Here is a 15668-nt window from a genome sequence, read left to right as displayed (position 1 = left end):
GCTATTAAATGGAAAAACGGGGTGTTTTAACCATGATTTTTGAACCGCAAACAAGGATTTCAAGACGCGCACTGACTGTCTGGAAAATATCAGGCACGATCAACTCCTTCATTTTTTTGCTGATTGGAGCGGGAGCAGTCGTCGCTTTAATCATGATCTATCATTGGCCTGTATGGATCATTCCTGCGTTCTTGGCTCTCTGTCTGGCTTACGGCTATTTCTTTATTTTCCTGTTTCCTGAATTGCGTTGGAAACGATGGAGATATGAAGTAAGAGAGCAGGAAGTTGAACTTCAGCATGGAGTGTTCATTGTAAAGAGAACGCTTGTCCCGATGATCAGGGTACAGCATGTTGATACCCGGCAGGGACCCCTCCTGCGGAAATATCGTCTTGCCACTGTGGCTGTGTCCACGGCTGCCACAGTGCATGAAATTCCTGCACTGGACATGGCGGAAGCTGAACAGCTGAGGGTTTTCATTTCAAGGCTGGCAAGGGTGGCAGAGGAAGATGTCTGAACCGAAAAGAATGCATCCGATTGCAGCTGTCGTCAATACAGCGCGCCAAATAAAAGAAATGATTGTCCCGTTTGTTGCTTTTTTCGTTTTCGGCAGCAAAGGTACAGATTGGGATTTGTATTACTGGTTTGGATCAATAGGTATACTCATACTTTTCCTGCTATCCGGGATTGTTTCATGGTACCGCTTTAACTATCGGATCCAAGAAAATGAATTAAGGATAGAGTACGGTTTGTTCGTAAAACGTAAAAGGTATATTCCGTTTGAACGGATCCAAAGCATAGATTATTCGGAAGGAATATTGCAAAGGCTGTTCGGCCTTGTAAAGGTAAAGGTGGAAACGGCGGGATCTGCCGGAACAGGAGACAGCGAGGCAGTCCTTACTGCGATTTCAAAGGAAGAAGCCGCAAATATTCAAAATATGCTTCTTGCTGCCAAAAAGGGCGGCGAGAAGGATGGCCAGGAGAAAAGAGAGTGCGATGAAAAGGACATCTTTTACAAGATGAGTGGGGCGGAGCTTGTTTTGCTTGCTTCCACATCCGGCGGACCGGGTGTCATTATTTCCGGTGTGCTGGCTTTTGTATTCCAGTTCGAGGAATTCATTCCCTATGAGAGAGTTTTCAAAGGATTTTCTGATTTTGCCGAAAATGGCATAGTCTTTATTGCAACAGCTATATTTGCAGTTTTCGTGCTTGCATGGGCAGCAGCTGTTGCCGGTACCTTCCTGAAGTACGCCGGATTCACGGTTAGAAAAGAAGGTAAGGACCTTGTTATCACAAGGGGAATGCTCGAAAAGAGGCAGTTTACAATCCCGTTGCATAGAATTCAGGCGGTTCGCATCAGTGAAAATTTAATCCGGCAGCCGTTTGGACTGGCATCTGCCTATGTAGAAAGCGCGGGAGGCTCTGTCCGGAATGAGGGTAGCTCAAAAGTGCTGATCCTGCCTGTTGTGAAGAAACACCGCATTCCGGATCTGCTGACACCATATTTGGAAGGGTACGAGTTTGACCCTGCAATTACAGGAGTTCCCAAGAGGGCGTTCGCAAGGTTTATTTTGAAAGGCTGGATGTTTATAGCTCCATTGGCAGTGCTTGCGATTGTCTTCTTTATGCCATGGGGCTTCTTGTCCATCCTGTTGTTCCCAGTCTCTGCTTTTTGGTCATGGCTGGTCTACAGGGACACAGGCTGGAGCCTTGATGGCGGAGTTTTGACATTGAGATACAGAGGAATTTCCAGGAATACCGTTTTTATGGATAAAAGAAAAGTCCAGTCCCTCAATAGGAAGGAAAGCCCCTTTCAGAAGAAAAGAAGGCTTTCCACAATCGGAGCTATTGTAAAATCAGGTGAGGCAGGTTCCGGCGGAAAAGTGACGAATCTTGAAAAGACTGACGCAGACAAAATTTACAGCTGGTTTTCAAGGGAAGCGCTAGAGCAGCAAGGAGCAGGAAATACAGAAGCCTAATAAGCATATCAATCAGCTACAATCGCGGCAATGTCAGCCGGCCGGCTAAGAAACCTGCAAGCAGCCCGAATATATGGGCAGTTACATTAATGTTTTCCTGGATGAAGGTCATGGCGACGCCGATGGCAGCAATGGTGATGATCAGCTGGGAATTTTCTTTTGTAAGTAAATCCTTTCTGAAGATGGACATTGCAATATAGTATCCAAACAGGCCGAAAATGGCGCCGCTTGCCCCCACGTGCATGTATGTAAGGGGTTCAAGAAGAAATGTAGCGAGATTTGCGCAAATACCTGCTGCCAAATAGACTGTTAAGAACTTGAACTTGCCTAGAATTTGTTCGAGTGCCGGTCCGAACAGCACGATCGAAAAACTGTTAAATAACACATGCGGAAATCCTGAGTGAACGAAAATGGGGGTTACGAGCCGCCAGTATTCTCCCTCGGCAATATAAAGGTTTACTCCCGATAACAGTTCAAATATCTGCAATGATGGCAGAATAGGGAGTGCCGTCATGATATATAACAGCAAATGGATCAGTATGATGATTGAGACCGCGGGGTAAAGGCGGATAAATTCCCGAAAGCTTTCTGTTCTGGTAAACATTGATAACCTCCTAAATTGCCTATACATTAAGAATAGCCTTTTTTGATGGGATAAAACTACAGGCAAGTACTACTTTTTTATGTAGGAGCCAAATTTTTTAGAAGGATGATGTAAGATGATTGCAGGTATAGGGATTGATATTGTTGAAATTGGCCGGATTGCGATTCTGCTTGAAAAGCAGCCAAGATTCCCGGAGAGGGTTTTAACTTTGAACGAGAGAGAAGTTTTTGAGAAGCTTGCTGGCTCAAGGAAGGTTGAATACATTGCTGGCCGTTTTGCCGCCAAAGAGGCCTACTCGAAAGCGGCGGGAACCGGGATTGGGGCAGACTTATCTTTTCTTGATATAGAAACAGGCACAGCGCCAGGAGGGCGGCCCATCATTCTAAAGCCCCGTGATGAAGGCGTCCACCTTTCCATTTCCCACAGCAAGGAATATGCTGTGGCCCAGGTCGTTATCGAAAAGTAAGATTTTCTAATGAAGTAGCTGGACAAAATGGCGGAATAAACCCATTGGTTGTCTCATATATTCATAGTGCAACAGGGGAGACAAGGCCAGGCGGCGGGAACATGGCACACGCTTTTAGCATAATGCCAGAATCTTCATCCTGTCTTTTCTTTCCCTTTACACGTTGAATTGAGACTAAAAAAGGGGTGGAAGAATGAAAAAAAGGTTATTGCTGCTTCTCGCCGGGCTGATGGTGATGTTTGTGTTAGCTGCATGTGGTGCCAAATCCCAGCAATCGGTTGTTAAAGACCTGGATGGCACACTGACTGACCTGAAGAGCTACAAGGCAAAAGCGAAGATGACATTGCAGATGGGCACGGAGCCGCAAGTATACGATGTGGAAATTTGGCATAAGAATCCGTCTTATTACCGTGTCAACCTGAAAAATTCCAAGAAAGACCAAAGCCAAATGATCCTGCGGAATAATGAAGGTGTGTTTGTTCTAACCCCGGCGCTGAACAAAAGCTTCCGGTTCCAAAGTAATTGGCCGAAGAACAGCAGTCAGGCCTATTTGTACGAATCCTTGATCCAGGATATCCTTGAGGACAAAGATGCAAAGTTTTCAGCAACAAAGCAGCATTATGTGTTTGAAACTAAGACGCGCTACCAAAACAATAAAATGCTTCCCATTCAGGAAATCACCCTGAATAAGAAAAATTTGGCGCCTGTCAGTGTAAAGGTAATGGATCCTGACCGAAATTCACTCGTAACGGTCGAGTTTTCCGAAGTGAAATTTGATGCGGACTTTGATAAGGACGCTTTCGATATGAAAAAGAATATGACCGCCTCCCAGCTCGAGGTGCCGGTGATGGGGGAAGCAGACAAGAAGGAGTTTTCAGTGAAATATCCTCTGGCTGAGCTGCCGGGTGTCACCTTAAAGGGTGAGAAGGAAATGAAGTCGGAAAATGGCAAGAGAATCGTTTTAACCTATGAAGGGAAGGGGAAATCGTTCACCCTTGTCCAGGAAAAGGCAGATGTTATGCCTGCTTCCGCTTCAACTGTCACTGTCAGCGGGGAGCCTGTCGACCTTGGATTTACGGTGGGGGCGCTTACGGATAACAGCATTAAGTGGACCCATAACGGTGTAGACTATATGATTGCTTCCTCCAACCTTACCCCGGACGAGATGGAGATGGTTGCAGAATCCGTTCAGGCTGATGCTGTGAAATAGCCTTTTTCGAAGCAGGCTCGTGACTAGGAGCCTGTTTTCTTTTTGTGAAAAATGAAGGAGTACAGGCTAATAATAACCATTTGACAATCAATGTGCGTGGTTTGATAATGGTACAGGAAGAATGAACGGAATAAAGGAAGTGTAGTTCGTGGAAGAGCAAGGTTTTTTTTACCGTGATACTTGGGCGGAAGTCGATCTTGATAAAATTGTAGAAAATCTCAAGAATATTAAAGAATTATTGCCTGGGCAGCCAGAAATCATTGCAGTTGTAAAAGCAAACGCCTATGGGCACGGGGACTGCCAGACAGCCAAGGCGGCTCTTAAAGCTGGTGCGTCCATGCTTGCTGTTGCTTTTTTGGATGAAGCGCTCGCCTTAAGGAAAAAGGGAATACAAGCGCCTATCCTTGTCCTGGGGCCAAGCCGGCCGGAGTATGCGGCGATTGCCGCTGCGGAAAAGATCTCCTTGACTGTTTTTCAGTCAGAGTGGATTGAAAAAGCGCAGGCGGTCCTGGAAGAAGATGCTTCCCTTGCGTTGCATCTGAAAGTGGATACAGGGATGGGGCGGATTGGGGTGAAATCCCTGAAGGAACTGAAGGAAGTCGAGGAATTGATTCAAGGAGATCCACGGTTGATTTTTCAAGGGGTTTTCACCCATTTTGCGACTGCGGATGAACTTGATGAACATTACTTTGCTGTCCAGCTTGCCAGCTTCCGGGAATTCCTTTCAAAACTCCAAACGCTGCCTCCTCTTATTCACTGCAGCAACAGCGCTGCTGCTCTCAGGTATCCTGATGCCCATTTCAGCGCTGTGAGAATCGGGATTTCAATGTACGGGCTTTCACCATCGCCTGAAATGGCGAATCTTTTGCCGGTGCATCTTCAGGAGGCTTTTTCCCTTCATTCAAGGGTCGTGCATGTTAAGAAACTGCTAAAAGGAGAAAAAGTAAGCTACGGAGCTACTTATGAAGCTTCAGAGGAAGAATGGGTCGGTACGCTTCCGATTGGCTATGCAGATGGCTGGATCAGGAGACTGCAAGGGCAGGAAGTACTTGTCGATGGAATAAGGTCTCCAATTATTGGTAGGGTATGCATGGATCAGTGCATGGTTAAACTTCCGTATGAAGTTCCGGTCGGAACGGCAGCTACCCTTATCGGCACACAGGGGCAGGAAAAGGTCGGCATTGATGAAATAGCCGAAAAACTTGAGACGATCAATTATGAGGTGCCATGCCTGATTTCCTATAGGGTGCCGAGGTTATATAGGAAGAATGGGGAAACAATTGGAGTGAACAATCCGATACTGAAATGATTGTCTCTGGAAGAACAGGAAGTCCATGCATAAAGTTAAGTATCCTTGGGTGATAATACTGAGGAAATGCCGATTTGCCTTTGCATCCGGATCGATTAATGGTAAGATTGAAAATGGTAGAAACAAAAAAATAATACTGGCTTGTAGTGATGATGGTGGAGGTGTATGTTTGTGTCTGAATCCAGCGCAACAACTGAGATTATGGTGAAATTGCCGCAGCATCTATTGACTGAATTGGATGGCTTTGTCAAACAGGAAAATGTGAACCGAAGTGAATTCATTTATCAGGCAACAAAGATGTATCTGCGTGAGCGGAAAAAGAGACAGATCCGCGAATCCATGAGACGGGGCTATATGGAGATGGCGAAGATTAATCTGTCGATCGCTTCAGAATCCTTCCAGGCAGAATACGAGGCAGAACATACAGTCGAACGTTTAGTAAGCGGAGGATAATCCTTTGATTGTCAAACGCGGCGACGTTTATTTTGCGGACCTATCCCCAGTTGTTGGTTCAGAACAAGGCGGCGTCCGTCCAGTGCTTGTCATCCAAAACGACATCGGGAATCGGTTTAGTCCCACAGTAATCATCGCAGCTATCACTGCCCAGATCCAAAAGGCGAAGCTGCCTACACATGTAGAAATTGATGCGAAACGTTACGGTTTTGAACGAGACTCGGTCATATTATTGGAGCAGATTCGTACAATTGATAAACAACGTCTAACCGATAAGATTACACATCTTGATGACGAAATGATGGAAAAAGTGGACGAAGCCCTGCAGGTAAGTTTGGGCCTGATTGAATTTTAACTCTCTGCGCCTTGTATAGGGGCGTTTTTTTGTCAGAAATATATACTTCTAAAAATTTTCCCAACTTGAAGGGCGAGCCGCTTATTGGCTCGCTCTTTTTGTTTAGGGGCGGCTTTTTCCATATGCGGGAAACGCAGTATTATCATTTGACGGGAGGCGCAGTATTGTCATTTAATTGATATAAATATATAACTGTGAAGAATTGGTTGTTTTTTTAATTTTGGTTTACATTTGAGCCATGAGGGAAATATAAAAACTTTGTATGATAGAATGGGGTGGAGATTATCAACAGAGTAATTGCTAATTATATCCAGGAACATAAGCAGGAGATTCTTAAGGAATGGATACAAACAACAAAGGAAACTGCAGATGATCGCGTTTTGCGGGTGGTTTCCGACGAGGTCTTTACATCTACAAGCAGTGAATTCATTGATTTAATTATTACCAACATAAAAGGTTTAAAGGAAGACTATAATAATAAGCTTACCGATTTTGCGGAGAAAGTAGTCAGGCTTGGCTGGCCGCTTACATTTGTAACGAGGGGACTTCATACCTTTGGGCAGATTGTATTTCATCGTATGGAAGAGAGTGGGACTGTCAATCGGGACAACCAGATGGATATGGTCCATCAGTTTGATGAGTGGATTACTCCGATGAACAATGAAATTGTCAGCATTTACTCCGCAACGTGGGAAAAAACCGTTTCCCTTCAAAAAATTGCGCTTCAGGAGCTATCAGCTCCGCTCATTCCTGTGTTCGAGAAAATCAGTGTCATGCCTTTGGTTGGGACGATTGATACAGAACGCGCAAAGCAGATTATGGAGAATCTGTTGAATGGGGCAGTAAAACACAATGCGGAGGTTGTCCTAATCGATATTACTGGTGTTCCTGTAGTCGACACGATGGTCGCGCACCATATTATCCAAGCTGCCGAGGCGGTAAGGCTGATTGGGGCAAAATGCATGCTTGTAGGCATCCGGCCGGAAATCGCCCAGACGATCGTAAATCTTGGCATTAATCTAAACCAATTCACAACGAAAAGCACTCTTCAAAAAGGAATTGAAGCCGCACTTGAGCTTACCAGCAGAAAAATCATTAAAGTGGAGGGAGCAATGTGAGAATACCAATCCTAAAATTGTATGATTGTCTGCTTGTTTCCATACAGTGGGAACTTGACGACCAGACAGCCCTTCAATTCCAGGAGGACTTGCTTCACAAAATTCATGAAACGAGCGCGAACGGAGTCGTGATTGATTTGACATCCATTGATTTTATTGACTCCTTTATTGCCAAGGTTCTTGGCGATGTCATCAGTATGTCCAAGTTAATGGGTGCCAAAGTAGTCATTACGGGAATCCAGCCAGCAGTGGCCATCACCCTTATCGAACTGGGGATCGGCCTTGAAGATGTTCTTACTGCATTGGATTTAGAAAAAGGGTTGGAGAAATTACAACAGGAATTGGGGGACTAACTAATGAGCATCCAATCCTGTGTGACAATTATAAACGAGTGGGACATCGTGGCAGCGCGCCAGCTTGGTCGGAATGTTGCGAAAGAACTTGGTTTTGGCACGGTTGACCAGGCAAGGATTACCACAGCGATAAGCGAGTTGGCCAGAAATATTTATCTTTATGCGGGTAAAGGCCAGATTTGCATTGATAAATTAAACGATGCCGGCAAAGCGGGATTGCGGATACATGCAGCAGACAATGGGCCGGGAATTAACGATATCCGCCAGGTTATGGAGGATGGCTTTTCAACTTCCGGGGGACTGGGAGCCGGTTTGCCTGGAGTTAAGAGGCTGATGGATGACTTCCATATTGAGTCTGAAACAGGCAGCGGAACGCAGATAAAAGCGACTAAATGGCTCCGATAGGGGGAAGGGATATGGAATTCCGGGAAATGATGGAATCAAAATATCGGGAGCTTCTTGAGAACTATATTAGGGAGCAATCAGAGCAAGCATTGTATGCAGGGCAGAAGTTCAGCCGGAAATCGATCGAACACAAGGTTTCACCAGAAGAGATCGTGAGTCTGCACAAAAGCCTTCTCATTGAGATGTACCCTGAAGTTCCTGAAAGTATTTTGCACTCATTTGATATTCTGCTTGAAGTAATGATTGGTTACGGTCTTGCTTACAGAGAACATCAAAGCCTGCGCCACCAGCAGGAAGAACTGAGATCGGAAATGGAAATTGCTGCGAATGTCCAGCAGACTCTTTTGGGGACAAAAGTTCCAGTAATCCAGGGCTTGGACATTGGAGCCATAAGCGTTCCAGCCAAACATATGAACGGCGACTATTTCCATTTTGTTCAGGATGAGAACAATTGCATCAGTGTTGCCATCGCGGATGTAATCGGTAAAGGCATACCGGCAGCTCTCTGTATGTCCATGATCAAATATGCAATGGACAGCCTTCCTGAAAACAGGATGGAGCCAAGCGGCATCCTTGAAAACCTAAACAGAGTAGTTGAACAGAACGTAGACCCTAGTATGTTTATCACGATGTTCTACGGCATGTTCGACCCGGAATCGGACCAATTTTATTACGCGTCAGCAGGTCATGAGCCTGGATTTTATTACAACGCCGAGAAAAAAGAGTATCGGGACCTTAATGCAAGGGGCTTGCTTCTCGGGGTTGAAAAAAGAACAAAATACCGCCAATATCAGATGGAAATCCACCCTGGGGATATGATTGTTCTGATGTCTGACGGTGTAACTGAATGCAGGACGGAAGAAGGATTTATCGAAAGAGAAACACTGATAGACTACATCGACAAGTACATCGATTTGAGTGCACAGGAAATCGTTAACAATATATTCAAGGAGCTTGAAAAGCTTCAGCATTTCCAACTGCGGGATGATTTTACCTTAATTATTTTGAAAAGGGATGTTTAGCTGCTCGAAAAGGCGGGTAAGAGTCAAAAAGCAATTCAATGTATAAAGGTGGGTCAGAAATGAATATATCAATAGATGTGAATGAAAACAATGCTGTTTCTGAGATAAAAGTAAGCGGTGAAATTGATGCCTATACAGCTCCGAAGCTGCGCGAGACACTATTCCCGATGTCTGAACAGAACGGCGTTAAAATGACCGTCGATCTGTCTGATGTATCCTATATGGATAGTACAGGCCTTGGGGTTTTTGTCGGAGTCTTCAAGAACGTCCGGTCAAACGAAGGTGAATTTAAAATCATCGGCCTTTCTAGCAGGTTGCAGCGGCTTTTTGACATTACCGGGTTAGCCGATATTATTGATATTAACAGCCAGATAGAGGGTGGAGTGCAATGAATCAGCCGTTTGACTATATCGAAATGAAAATCCCTGCAAAACCGGAATTCGTTGGAGTCATCAGGCTGACTCTTTCCGGCATAGCAAGCCGCATGGGCTTTTCGTACGATGAAATTGAGGATTTGAAAATTGCGACAAGCGAAGCCTGCACGAACGCGGTCCAGCACGCTTACCAAATGAGTGAGCAAGGCGAAGTGGTCATTGGCTTCGGCTTATATGAAGACCGTCTTGAGGTCATGGTTGCAGACAATGGCCAAAGTTTCGATTTCCATACGGCCCGCCAAGGACTCGGACCGTATGATCAGAATGATTCCGTTGAGTTCCTTCGTGAGGGAGGCTTGGGACTGTATCTGATCGAAACATTGATGGATGAAGTCAGAATCCATCACAAAGAAGGTGTCACGGTCTTTATGACCAAGTACCGAGAAGGAGAGCAGGTGGAGATAGATGCAGAAACAATCTCAACCTAAGCAAAAATCCAAAGAAGAAATCAATGCGTTAATCAAAGCATACCAGCTTCATGAAGATGATGATGCCCAAAGCACATTGGTCCTCCATTATCAAAGCCTTGTTGAAACGATTGCCCGCAAGTACTCCAAGGGCAGGTCTTTCCATGAGGATATTGTCCAGGTGGGGATGATCGGGCTTCTTGGCGCCATCAGGCGATATGATGAAACCTTTGGTAAAAGCTTTGAGGCATTTGCAGTTCCCACGATTATCGGTGAGATAAAGCGCTTTTTAAGGGATAAAACATGGAGTGTGCATGTTCCAAGAAGAATCAAAGAGCTAGGCCCGAAAATCAAGACAATAGTAGAGGAACTGACAACGCAGCTGCATCGTTCGCCGAGGGTAGAGGAAATTGCCAACGCCCTCGAGGTGTCTGAAGAAGAAGTGCTTGAAGCGATGGAGATGGGCAAAAGCTATCAGGCACTGTCAGTCGACCATTCGATCGAGGCTGATTCGGACGGCGGGACGGTAACGCTTCTTGATATTGTCGGCAATATTGACGATGGCTATGAAAAGATCAACCAGAGGCTTGTGCTGGAAAAAGTACTGCATGTACTGTCGGATCGTGAAAAAATAATTATCCAGTACACCTACCTTGAAAACTTGAGCCAGAAAGAAGCTGGAGACAAGCTTGGCATTTCGCAGATGCATGTATCCAGGCTCCAGCGAAGGGCGATCAAAAAACTGCAGGAAGCCATTCATGCGGAAAATAGCAGTTCGGAGCTTTCTACATGATACCGCGCTTCCATGAACAGCTTGACATATATGCCCATCAGACAACAAAGGAAGGCAAGACGCAATGCGGCGATAGCTATTTTTACATGGCGACAGATGAATACTTTTTATGTGTGGTTGCTGACGGGCTTGGGAGCGGGGAATTTGCACACGAAGCCTCCGCAGCGGTTGTTTCAGTGGTGGAGCAAAATCACCATGAAGACGTAGACACCTTAATGAAAAGCTGCAACCGAGTCCTTGCCCGAAAAAGAGGGGCTGCAGTATCTATTTTCAAGGTATTTTTTAAAAACAGGGAGTTTGTCTACAGCTGCGTAGGTAATATCCGCTTTTTCCTTTACTCTCCAAATGGCAAGCTCACATACCCTCTTCCCGTTACCGGTTATTTGTCTGGCAGGCCGCAGGTCTTTAACACCCAGCGATATTTGTATGAGCCGGAATCCAAATTTCTTATTTATTCCGATGGTTTTGATATTCACGGGGCTAAAGCGCTGTTGAAAGGTTACCGCTCTGTACAGGCGATTGCCGATGAAATCAAAGCCGCCTATAAAAATACAATGGACGATGCTACTTTTATCGTAGGGAGCCTCCTGTAACAGGGAAGCTTCTTTTTTTATTTTTTGGCAGTCGAAAAGGAAACGGGACGGTTTATTTGTTAAACTAAAGAATAGGCCATGGAGAGTTGGATTCGTTTGCATTATACATTGTTACTCTGCGACATTTCCCGCCTATTGCGCCTAATCCCCCGGATCATAAGCTCAATCACTGCGGGAATGATGATTTCCTGCGCGATTTGTCTTATGCCTGTGGGGTGAGCAAGGTACTTGCGCCTCGCTTAGTTGCTATCCAAGATTGAAAATGGAGGCTGATGGTTTGGAACAAACAGTTGATAGACAAGAAGAATATGTAAAAAACATTGCCGCAGAACAGGCCCTTTCTCCAAAACAGGTTCGGAGTGTAATAGCGCTTGTCAGTGAAGGGAATACCGTCCCATTTATCGCGCGCTACCGTAAAGAGCAGACAGGCGCCCTTGATGAAGTGCAAATAAGGAACATCATCGATAGATGGCAGTACATACAGAGCCTTGAACAGCGTAAGTCTGAAGTTGTCCGCATTATTGAGGAACAGGGCAAGCTCACGGGTGAATTAAAGAAAGCAATTGAAAAAGCATTAAAGCTTCAGGAAGTGGAGGATTTATACCGTCCCTATAAGCAGAAGCGCCGTACAAAGGCAACGGTCGCAAAGGAAAAAGGGCTTGAACCGCTTGCTTTATGGATGCTGGAGTTTCCTGTCACAGGCGACCTTCAGCAAAAGGCAGGAGAATTTGTTTTGGGTGAAGATGGACCAGTTGATCGTGATGAAGCGATTGTCGGGGCAAAAGACATCATTGCAGAAATGTTTTCCGATGACGCGAGTGTAAGAAAGTGGATCCGTGCTGAAACGATGAAATCCGGATCTGTCGAATCATCCGTAAAAGATGAAGACAAGGATGAAAAGAAAGTATATGAAATGTATTACGAATACTGTGAGCCTATCAGCAAAATTGTTCCGCACCGTATATTGGCGCTGAACCGCGGGGAGAAAGAAGATATTCTGCGCGTCTATATCAGAATCAACCCTGAGGCTATCATGAGATACATGACCCGGAGATGGATTAAAAACGAGCGGTCCATAACGGCAGCAAAAGTGACCGAAGCAATGGAGGATGCCTATAAAAGGCTGATCCAGCCATCGATTGAACGGGAAATCAGAAATGAACTGACAGAAAAAGCAGAGGAGCAGGCCATTCATATTTTTTCCGAGAATCTCCGCAATCTGCTCCTTCAGCCGCCGCTTAAAGGGAAAGTAGTCCTGGGGGTTGACCCTGCTTACCGGACTGGCTGCAAGCTTGCAGTCGTGGATGAGACGGGTAAGGTGCTGACTATCGGCGTCATTTACCCGCATCCTCCTGTGTCAAAGGCACGGGAAGCAAGAGAAAAGATTATGAAGATCATTAAAGACTTTAAAGTGGAAATGGTCGCTATTGGAAACGGGACCGCTTCGAGGGAAACAGAGCAGTTTGTTTCTGGCATCCTTAAAGAAATGGATACAGACATCTATTACTTAATTGTAAACGAAGCAGGAGCCAGCGTGTATTCCGCCTCGGATTTGGCCAGGGAAGAGTTTCCGGACTTCCAGGTCGAAGAACGGAGCGCTGTTTCCATCGCAAGGCGTCTTCAGGATCCGCTTGCAGAGCTCGTGAAAATCGACCCAAAATCAGTAGGCGTAGGCCAGTACCAGCATGATGTCAGCCAGAAAAGGCTGACGGAATCATTGGGCTTTGTTGTGGAAACAGCGGTCAACCAGGTCGGCGTAAATGTGAATACCGCTTCTTCCTCGCTGATGCAATATGTTTCCGGACTGTCAAAAACGGTGGCGAATAATATTGTCAAAAAGCGTGACGAAGAAGGTAAATTCACAAGCAGGGCCCAATTGAAAAAAATTCCGCGGCTTGGAGCGAAAACGTATGAACAGGCTATCGGCTTCCTCCGGGTGATCGACGGGAAGGACCCGCTTGACCGAACGCCTATTCACCCGGAAAGCTATCCGGCTGCAAAACAGCTTCTTGTAAACCTAGGCTTCAAAACGGCTGATATCGGTTCTCCCGAGCTAAAAGTGAAGCTTGCCGGTCTTGATACCAAGCAGAGCGCTGCAGAGCTTGAGGTGGGAGAACTAACACTAAAGGATATAATCGAAGCATTGGTCAGGCCTGGGCGCGACCCGCGGGATGACTTGCAGGCCCCTCTTTTGAAAAAGGATATCCTTAAGCTTGAAGACCTTAAACCAGGCATGGAATTGCAGGGGACTGTCCGCAATGTCGTGGACTTCGGTGCGTTTGTTGATATCGGTGTAAAACAGGATGGGCTGGTCCATATTTCCAGGCTGAGCAAAAGGTTTGTCAAACACCCGCTCGATGTCGTCTCAGTAGGCGATATCGTAAATATCTGGGTCGACAGCATTGACATGAAAAAAGGCAGAGTGAGCCTTACCATGCTATCGCCCGAAGGATAAGAAAGTCTGTATGAACAGTAAAAAGCAGGAGAAATGTAATGTAACCCGACGCAGAGAGCTGAATGAGGGGGAATTACATTTGCTCTGGAACTTTAACCTTTGAATCGTATGCCGCAGCCATTTTGGCTGCGGTTTTCTTTAATGTCTGCAAACGATGAGTTGAGGGGGAATTTGCTCCGGATGGTCTTGGGCAGCAGTTTTCGTAATGAAACGGCGGGATTTTCGGTACTTCAATCGTATTTTGCGAAAAGACAAGCTTTATTTTGTGAGTGCTGGCTCAACAGGATATCAACCAACTTTTCAATTTTATTGGTCGAACTGCGTGGTTATCGATCAGCTTCTCAGGTAAATCGATCAACTTGGGCGGGATATCAATCAACCTGGCGATTAAATCAACCAACCAGCTTGATCCTCATTCAAATGGATTGTTTCTTCCTATAGAAGAACCAGCATTGGTTTAACAATTTGATCTGTGATCGGTTTTTTTCGTAAAATGCTTTTTTTATTTGATTCTGGAACCAGACGGGCATTGCATATCCCTCCAGGTGTGAGTCTTAAAAGGCAAAGTTAATATATGCTATAATGGGTTGTCATGTTCACACTTCAAGAAAAGGAGTTTATATGGATAACGAACAATTGCAAAGACTTGTTGAAACAATTTCCCTTTCCGAGTTTAAAAAGCCCTTCCGGCATGAGGCGTTTTTCAACCCAAGACTTCGCACGACTGGTGGCAGGTATATGCTCCGCAGCCATAATATCGAAATCAACAAAAAGTATTACGAACAATTTGGAGAGGAAGAACTTGAAGGAATCATTAGGCATGAGCTTTGCCACTATCATCTTCATCTTGAAGGTAAAGGGTTTAAGCACAGGGATAAGGACTTCCGCGAACTGTTAGCCTGGGTGAAAGCACCAAGGTTCTGCTCAGAGTTGCCTGGAGAGAAGAAAAAAGTCCGATCTACAAGGATTGTTGTTTATAAATGTGCAGCTTGCGGCCAGGTCTATAATCGAAAAAGATCTATTGATACAGACCGTTTTGTATGCGGTAAGTGTCGTGGAAAGCTGATGAAAGTAAAAGTATTGACAACTAAGTAACAGGGTGGTAAAGTTATAAATCTTGACTGACATATTCAGTTGAAAATCATTTTAAAAAGTCTCTTGACATCTAATTACTGCGTCATTATAATATGAAGAGTCGATAACGGCTTTAGTCTGAAAGTGACGTTTTAAAAAGCTTTGATCAGACAGATGTAAAGTAATATTATTCCGCAGTAGCTCAGTGGTAGAGCAACGAGCAAGACATCTTGATTTGTCTGCGAGTTGTACTCACCGAGGATTCATCTTGGATAAGCTTTCCGAGGTGAGGACATTCGGTAGCTGAACTAGTATAGGAAACAAACTACAATTATTCCGCAGTAGCTCAGTGGTAGAGCATTCGGCTGTTAACCGAACGGTCGCAGGTTCGAATCCTGCCTGCGGAGCCATTTTGGGGAAGTACTCAAGAGGCTGAAGAGGCGCCCCTGCTAAGGGTGTAGGTCGCGTAAGCGGCGCGAGGGTTCAAATCCCTCCTTCTCCGCCAGTATTTCATATGGCCCCTTGGTCAAGCGGTTAAGACACCGCCCTTTCACGGCGGTAACACGGGTTCGAATCCCGTAGGGGTCACCATTCAAAATCATATACGGTCCCGTGGTGTAGCGGTTAACATGCCTGCCTG

Annotated in this window: 19 protein-coding genes and 3 tRNA genes; 20 read left to right on the top strand and 2 right to left on the bottom strand. The window is 45.4% G+C overall.

Features of this window, described 5'->3' with window-relative positions:
• The first annotated feature begins 32 nt into the window (after positions 1-32).
• Together D1970_RS13180 and D1970_RS13175 are read left to right on the top strand one after the other, a co-directional pair.
• Complete coding sequence (locus D1970_RS13180) at positions 33-515, top strand: PH domain-containing protein (protein WP_119113337.1); 483 nt, start codon at positions 33-35, stop codon at positions 513-515.
• Complete coding sequence (locus D1970_RS13175) at positions 508-1977, top strand: PH domain-containing protein (RefSeq protein WP_119113336.1); 1470 nt, start codon at positions 508-510, stop codon at positions 1975-1977. The genes D1970_RS13180 and D1970_RS13175 overlap by 8 nt, the downstream gene beginning before the upstream one ends.
• Positions 1978-1993: 16 nt before the next feature.
• On the opposite strand, the gene D1970_RS13170 is transcribed toward D1970_RS13175, so the two are convergent.
• Positions 1994-2581, bottom strand: coding sequence for a rhomboid family intramembrane serine protease (locus tag D1970_RS13170; RefSeq protein WP_119113335.1), 588 nt, complete (start codon positions 2579-2581; stop codon positions 1994-1996).
• A 115-nt stretch (positions 2582-2696) separates the two neighbouring features.
• On the opposite strand from D1970_RS13170, the gene acpS reads away from it, so the two are divergent.
• The 14 genes from acpS to D1970_RS13100 all read left to right on the top strand — a co-directional run bounded on the left by acpS (position 2697) and on the right by D1970_RS13100 (position 13954).
• Positions 2697-3047 (top strand): holo-ACP synthase, encoded by a 351-nt coding sequence (gene acpS / locus D1970_RS13165; RefSeq protein ID WP_119113334.1) that lies wholly within the window; start codon positions 2697-2699, stop codon positions 3045-3047.
• 193 nt (positions 3048-3240) lie between these two features.
• Positions 3241-4257, top strand: coding sequence for a LolA family protein (locus D1970_RS13160; RefSeq protein WP_119113333.1), 1017 nt, complete (start codon positions 3241-3243; stop codon positions 4255-4257).
• A 148-nt stretch (positions 4258-4405) separates the two neighbouring features.
• Positions 4406-5566 carry an alanine racemase gene (alr, locus tag D1970_RS13155; protein WP_119113332.1) on the top strand — a complete coding sequence of 387 codons (1161 nt, stop codon included), beginning with the start codon at positions 4406-4408 and terminating at the stop codon, positions 5564-5566.
• A gap of 171 nt (positions 5567-5737) precedes the next feature.
• Positions 5738-6019 carry a CopG family ribbon-helix-helix protein gene (locus D1970_RS13150; RefSeq protein ID WP_119113378.1) on the top strand — a complete coding sequence of 94 codons (282 nt, stop codon included), beginning with the start codon at positions 5738-5740 and terminating at the stop codon, positions 6017-6019.
• 4 nt (positions 6020-6023) lie between these two features.
• Positions 6024-6374 (top strand): type II toxin-antitoxin system endoribonuclease NdoA, encoded by a 351-nt coding sequence (ndoA, locus tag D1970_RS13145; protein ID WP_041967053.1) that lies wholly within the window; start codon positions 6024-6026, stop codon positions 6372-6374.
• A gap of 284 nt (positions 6375-6658) precedes the next feature.
• Complete coding sequence (rsbRA, locus tag D1970_RS13140; RefSeq protein ID WP_119113377.1) at positions 6659-7492, top strand: RsbT co-antagonist protein RsbRA; 834 nt, start codon at positions 6659-6661, stop codon at positions 7490-7492.
• Positions 7489-7845: an STAS domain-containing protein gene (locus D1970_RS13135; RefSeq protein WP_119113331.1), complete on the top strand. Its 357-nt coding sequence runs from the start codon at positions 7489-7491 to the stop codon at positions 7843-7845. The genes rsbRA and D1970_RS13135 overlap by 4 nt, the downstream gene beginning before the upstream one ends.
• Positions 7846-7848: 3 nt before the next feature.
• Positions 7849-8250 (top strand): anti-sigma regulatory factor, encoded by a 402-nt coding sequence (locus tag D1970_RS13130; RefSeq protein WP_119113330.1) that lies wholly within the window; start codon positions 7849-7851, stop codon positions 8248-8250.
• Positions 8251-8261: 11 nt separating this feature from the next.
• Positions 8262-9272, top strand: a complete 1011-nt coding sequence (locus D1970_RS13125; protein ID WP_119113329.1) for a PP2C family protein-serine/threonine phosphatase — start codon at positions 8262-8264, stop codon at positions 9270-9272.
• 59 nt (positions 9273-9331) lie between these two features.
• Positions 9332-9664 (top strand): anti-sigma factor antagonist, encoded by a 333-nt coding sequence (locus D1970_RS13120; RefSeq protein ID WP_119113328.1) that lies wholly within the window; start codon positions 9332-9334, stop codon positions 9662-9664.
• Positions 9661-10134, top strand: coding sequence for an anti-sigma B factor RsbW (rsbW, locus tag D1970_RS13115; protein ID WP_119113327.1), 474 nt, complete (start codon positions 9661-9663; stop codon positions 10132-10134). Before D1970_RS13120 ends, rsbW begins: the two co-directional genes overlap by 4 nt.
• Positions 10112-10906: an RNA polymerase sigma factor SigB gene (gene sigB, locus D1970_RS13110; protein ID WP_119113326.1), complete on the top strand. Its 795-nt coding sequence runs from the start codon at positions 10112-10114 to the stop codon at positions 10904-10906. Before rsbW ends, sigB begins: the two co-directional genes overlap by 23 nt.
• Positions 10903-11499: a PP2C family serine/threonine-protein phosphatase gene (locus tag D1970_RS13105; protein ID WP_119113325.1), complete on the top strand. Its 597-nt coding sequence runs from the start codon at positions 10903-10905 to the stop codon at positions 11497-11499. Before sigB ends, D1970_RS13105 begins: the two co-directional genes overlap by 4 nt.
• Before the next feature lie 277 nt (positions 11500-11776).
• Entirely contained in the window at positions 11777-13954 is a 2178-nt protein-coding gene (locus tag D1970_RS13100) for a Tex family protein (RefSeq protein ID WP_119113324.1), read from the top strand.
• Between the two features lie 416 nt (positions 13955-14370).
• Here D1970_RS13100 and cmpA read toward each other — a convergent pair whose 3' ends face one another.
• Positions 14371-14484 (bottom strand): cortex morphogenetic protein CmpA, encoded by a 114-nt coding sequence (gene cmpA, locus D1970_RS13095; RefSeq protein ID WP_119113323.1) that lies wholly within the window; start codon positions 14482-14484, stop codon positions 14371-14373.
• A 91-nt stretch (positions 14485-14575) separates the two neighbouring features.
• Here cmpA and D1970_RS13090 point away from each other — a divergent pair, with 91 nt between their 5' ends.
• From D1970_RS13090 to D1970_RS13075, 4 genes are all read left to right on the top strand, one after another.
• Positions 14576-15049, top strand: a complete 474-nt coding sequence (locus tag D1970_RS13090; RefSeq protein ID WP_119113322.1) for a SprT family protein — start codon at positions 14576-14578, stop codon at positions 15047-15049.
• 314 nt (positions 15050-15363) lie between these two features.
• Positions 15364-15438 (top strand) — tRNA-Asn (locus tag D1970_RS13085).
• Positions 15439-15442: 4 nt separating this feature from the next.
• Positions 15443-15533: transfer RNA gene (locus D1970_RS13080), tRNA-Ser, on the top strand.
• 11 nt (positions 15534-15544) lie between these two features.
• Positions 15545-15619 (top strand) — tRNA-Glu (locus D1970_RS13075).
• The last annotated feature ends 49 nt before the right edge of the window (positions 15620-15668 follow it).

It is taken from the genome of Mesobacillus zeae, from assembly GCF_003570705.1.
GTDB lineage: Bacteria > Bacillota > Bacilli > Bacillales > Cytobacillaceae > Mesobacillus_C > Mesobacillus_C zeae.
The sequence above is the reverse complement of the archived record's forward strand: the minus strand, read 5'-3'. Positions and strand labels throughout refer to the sequence as shown.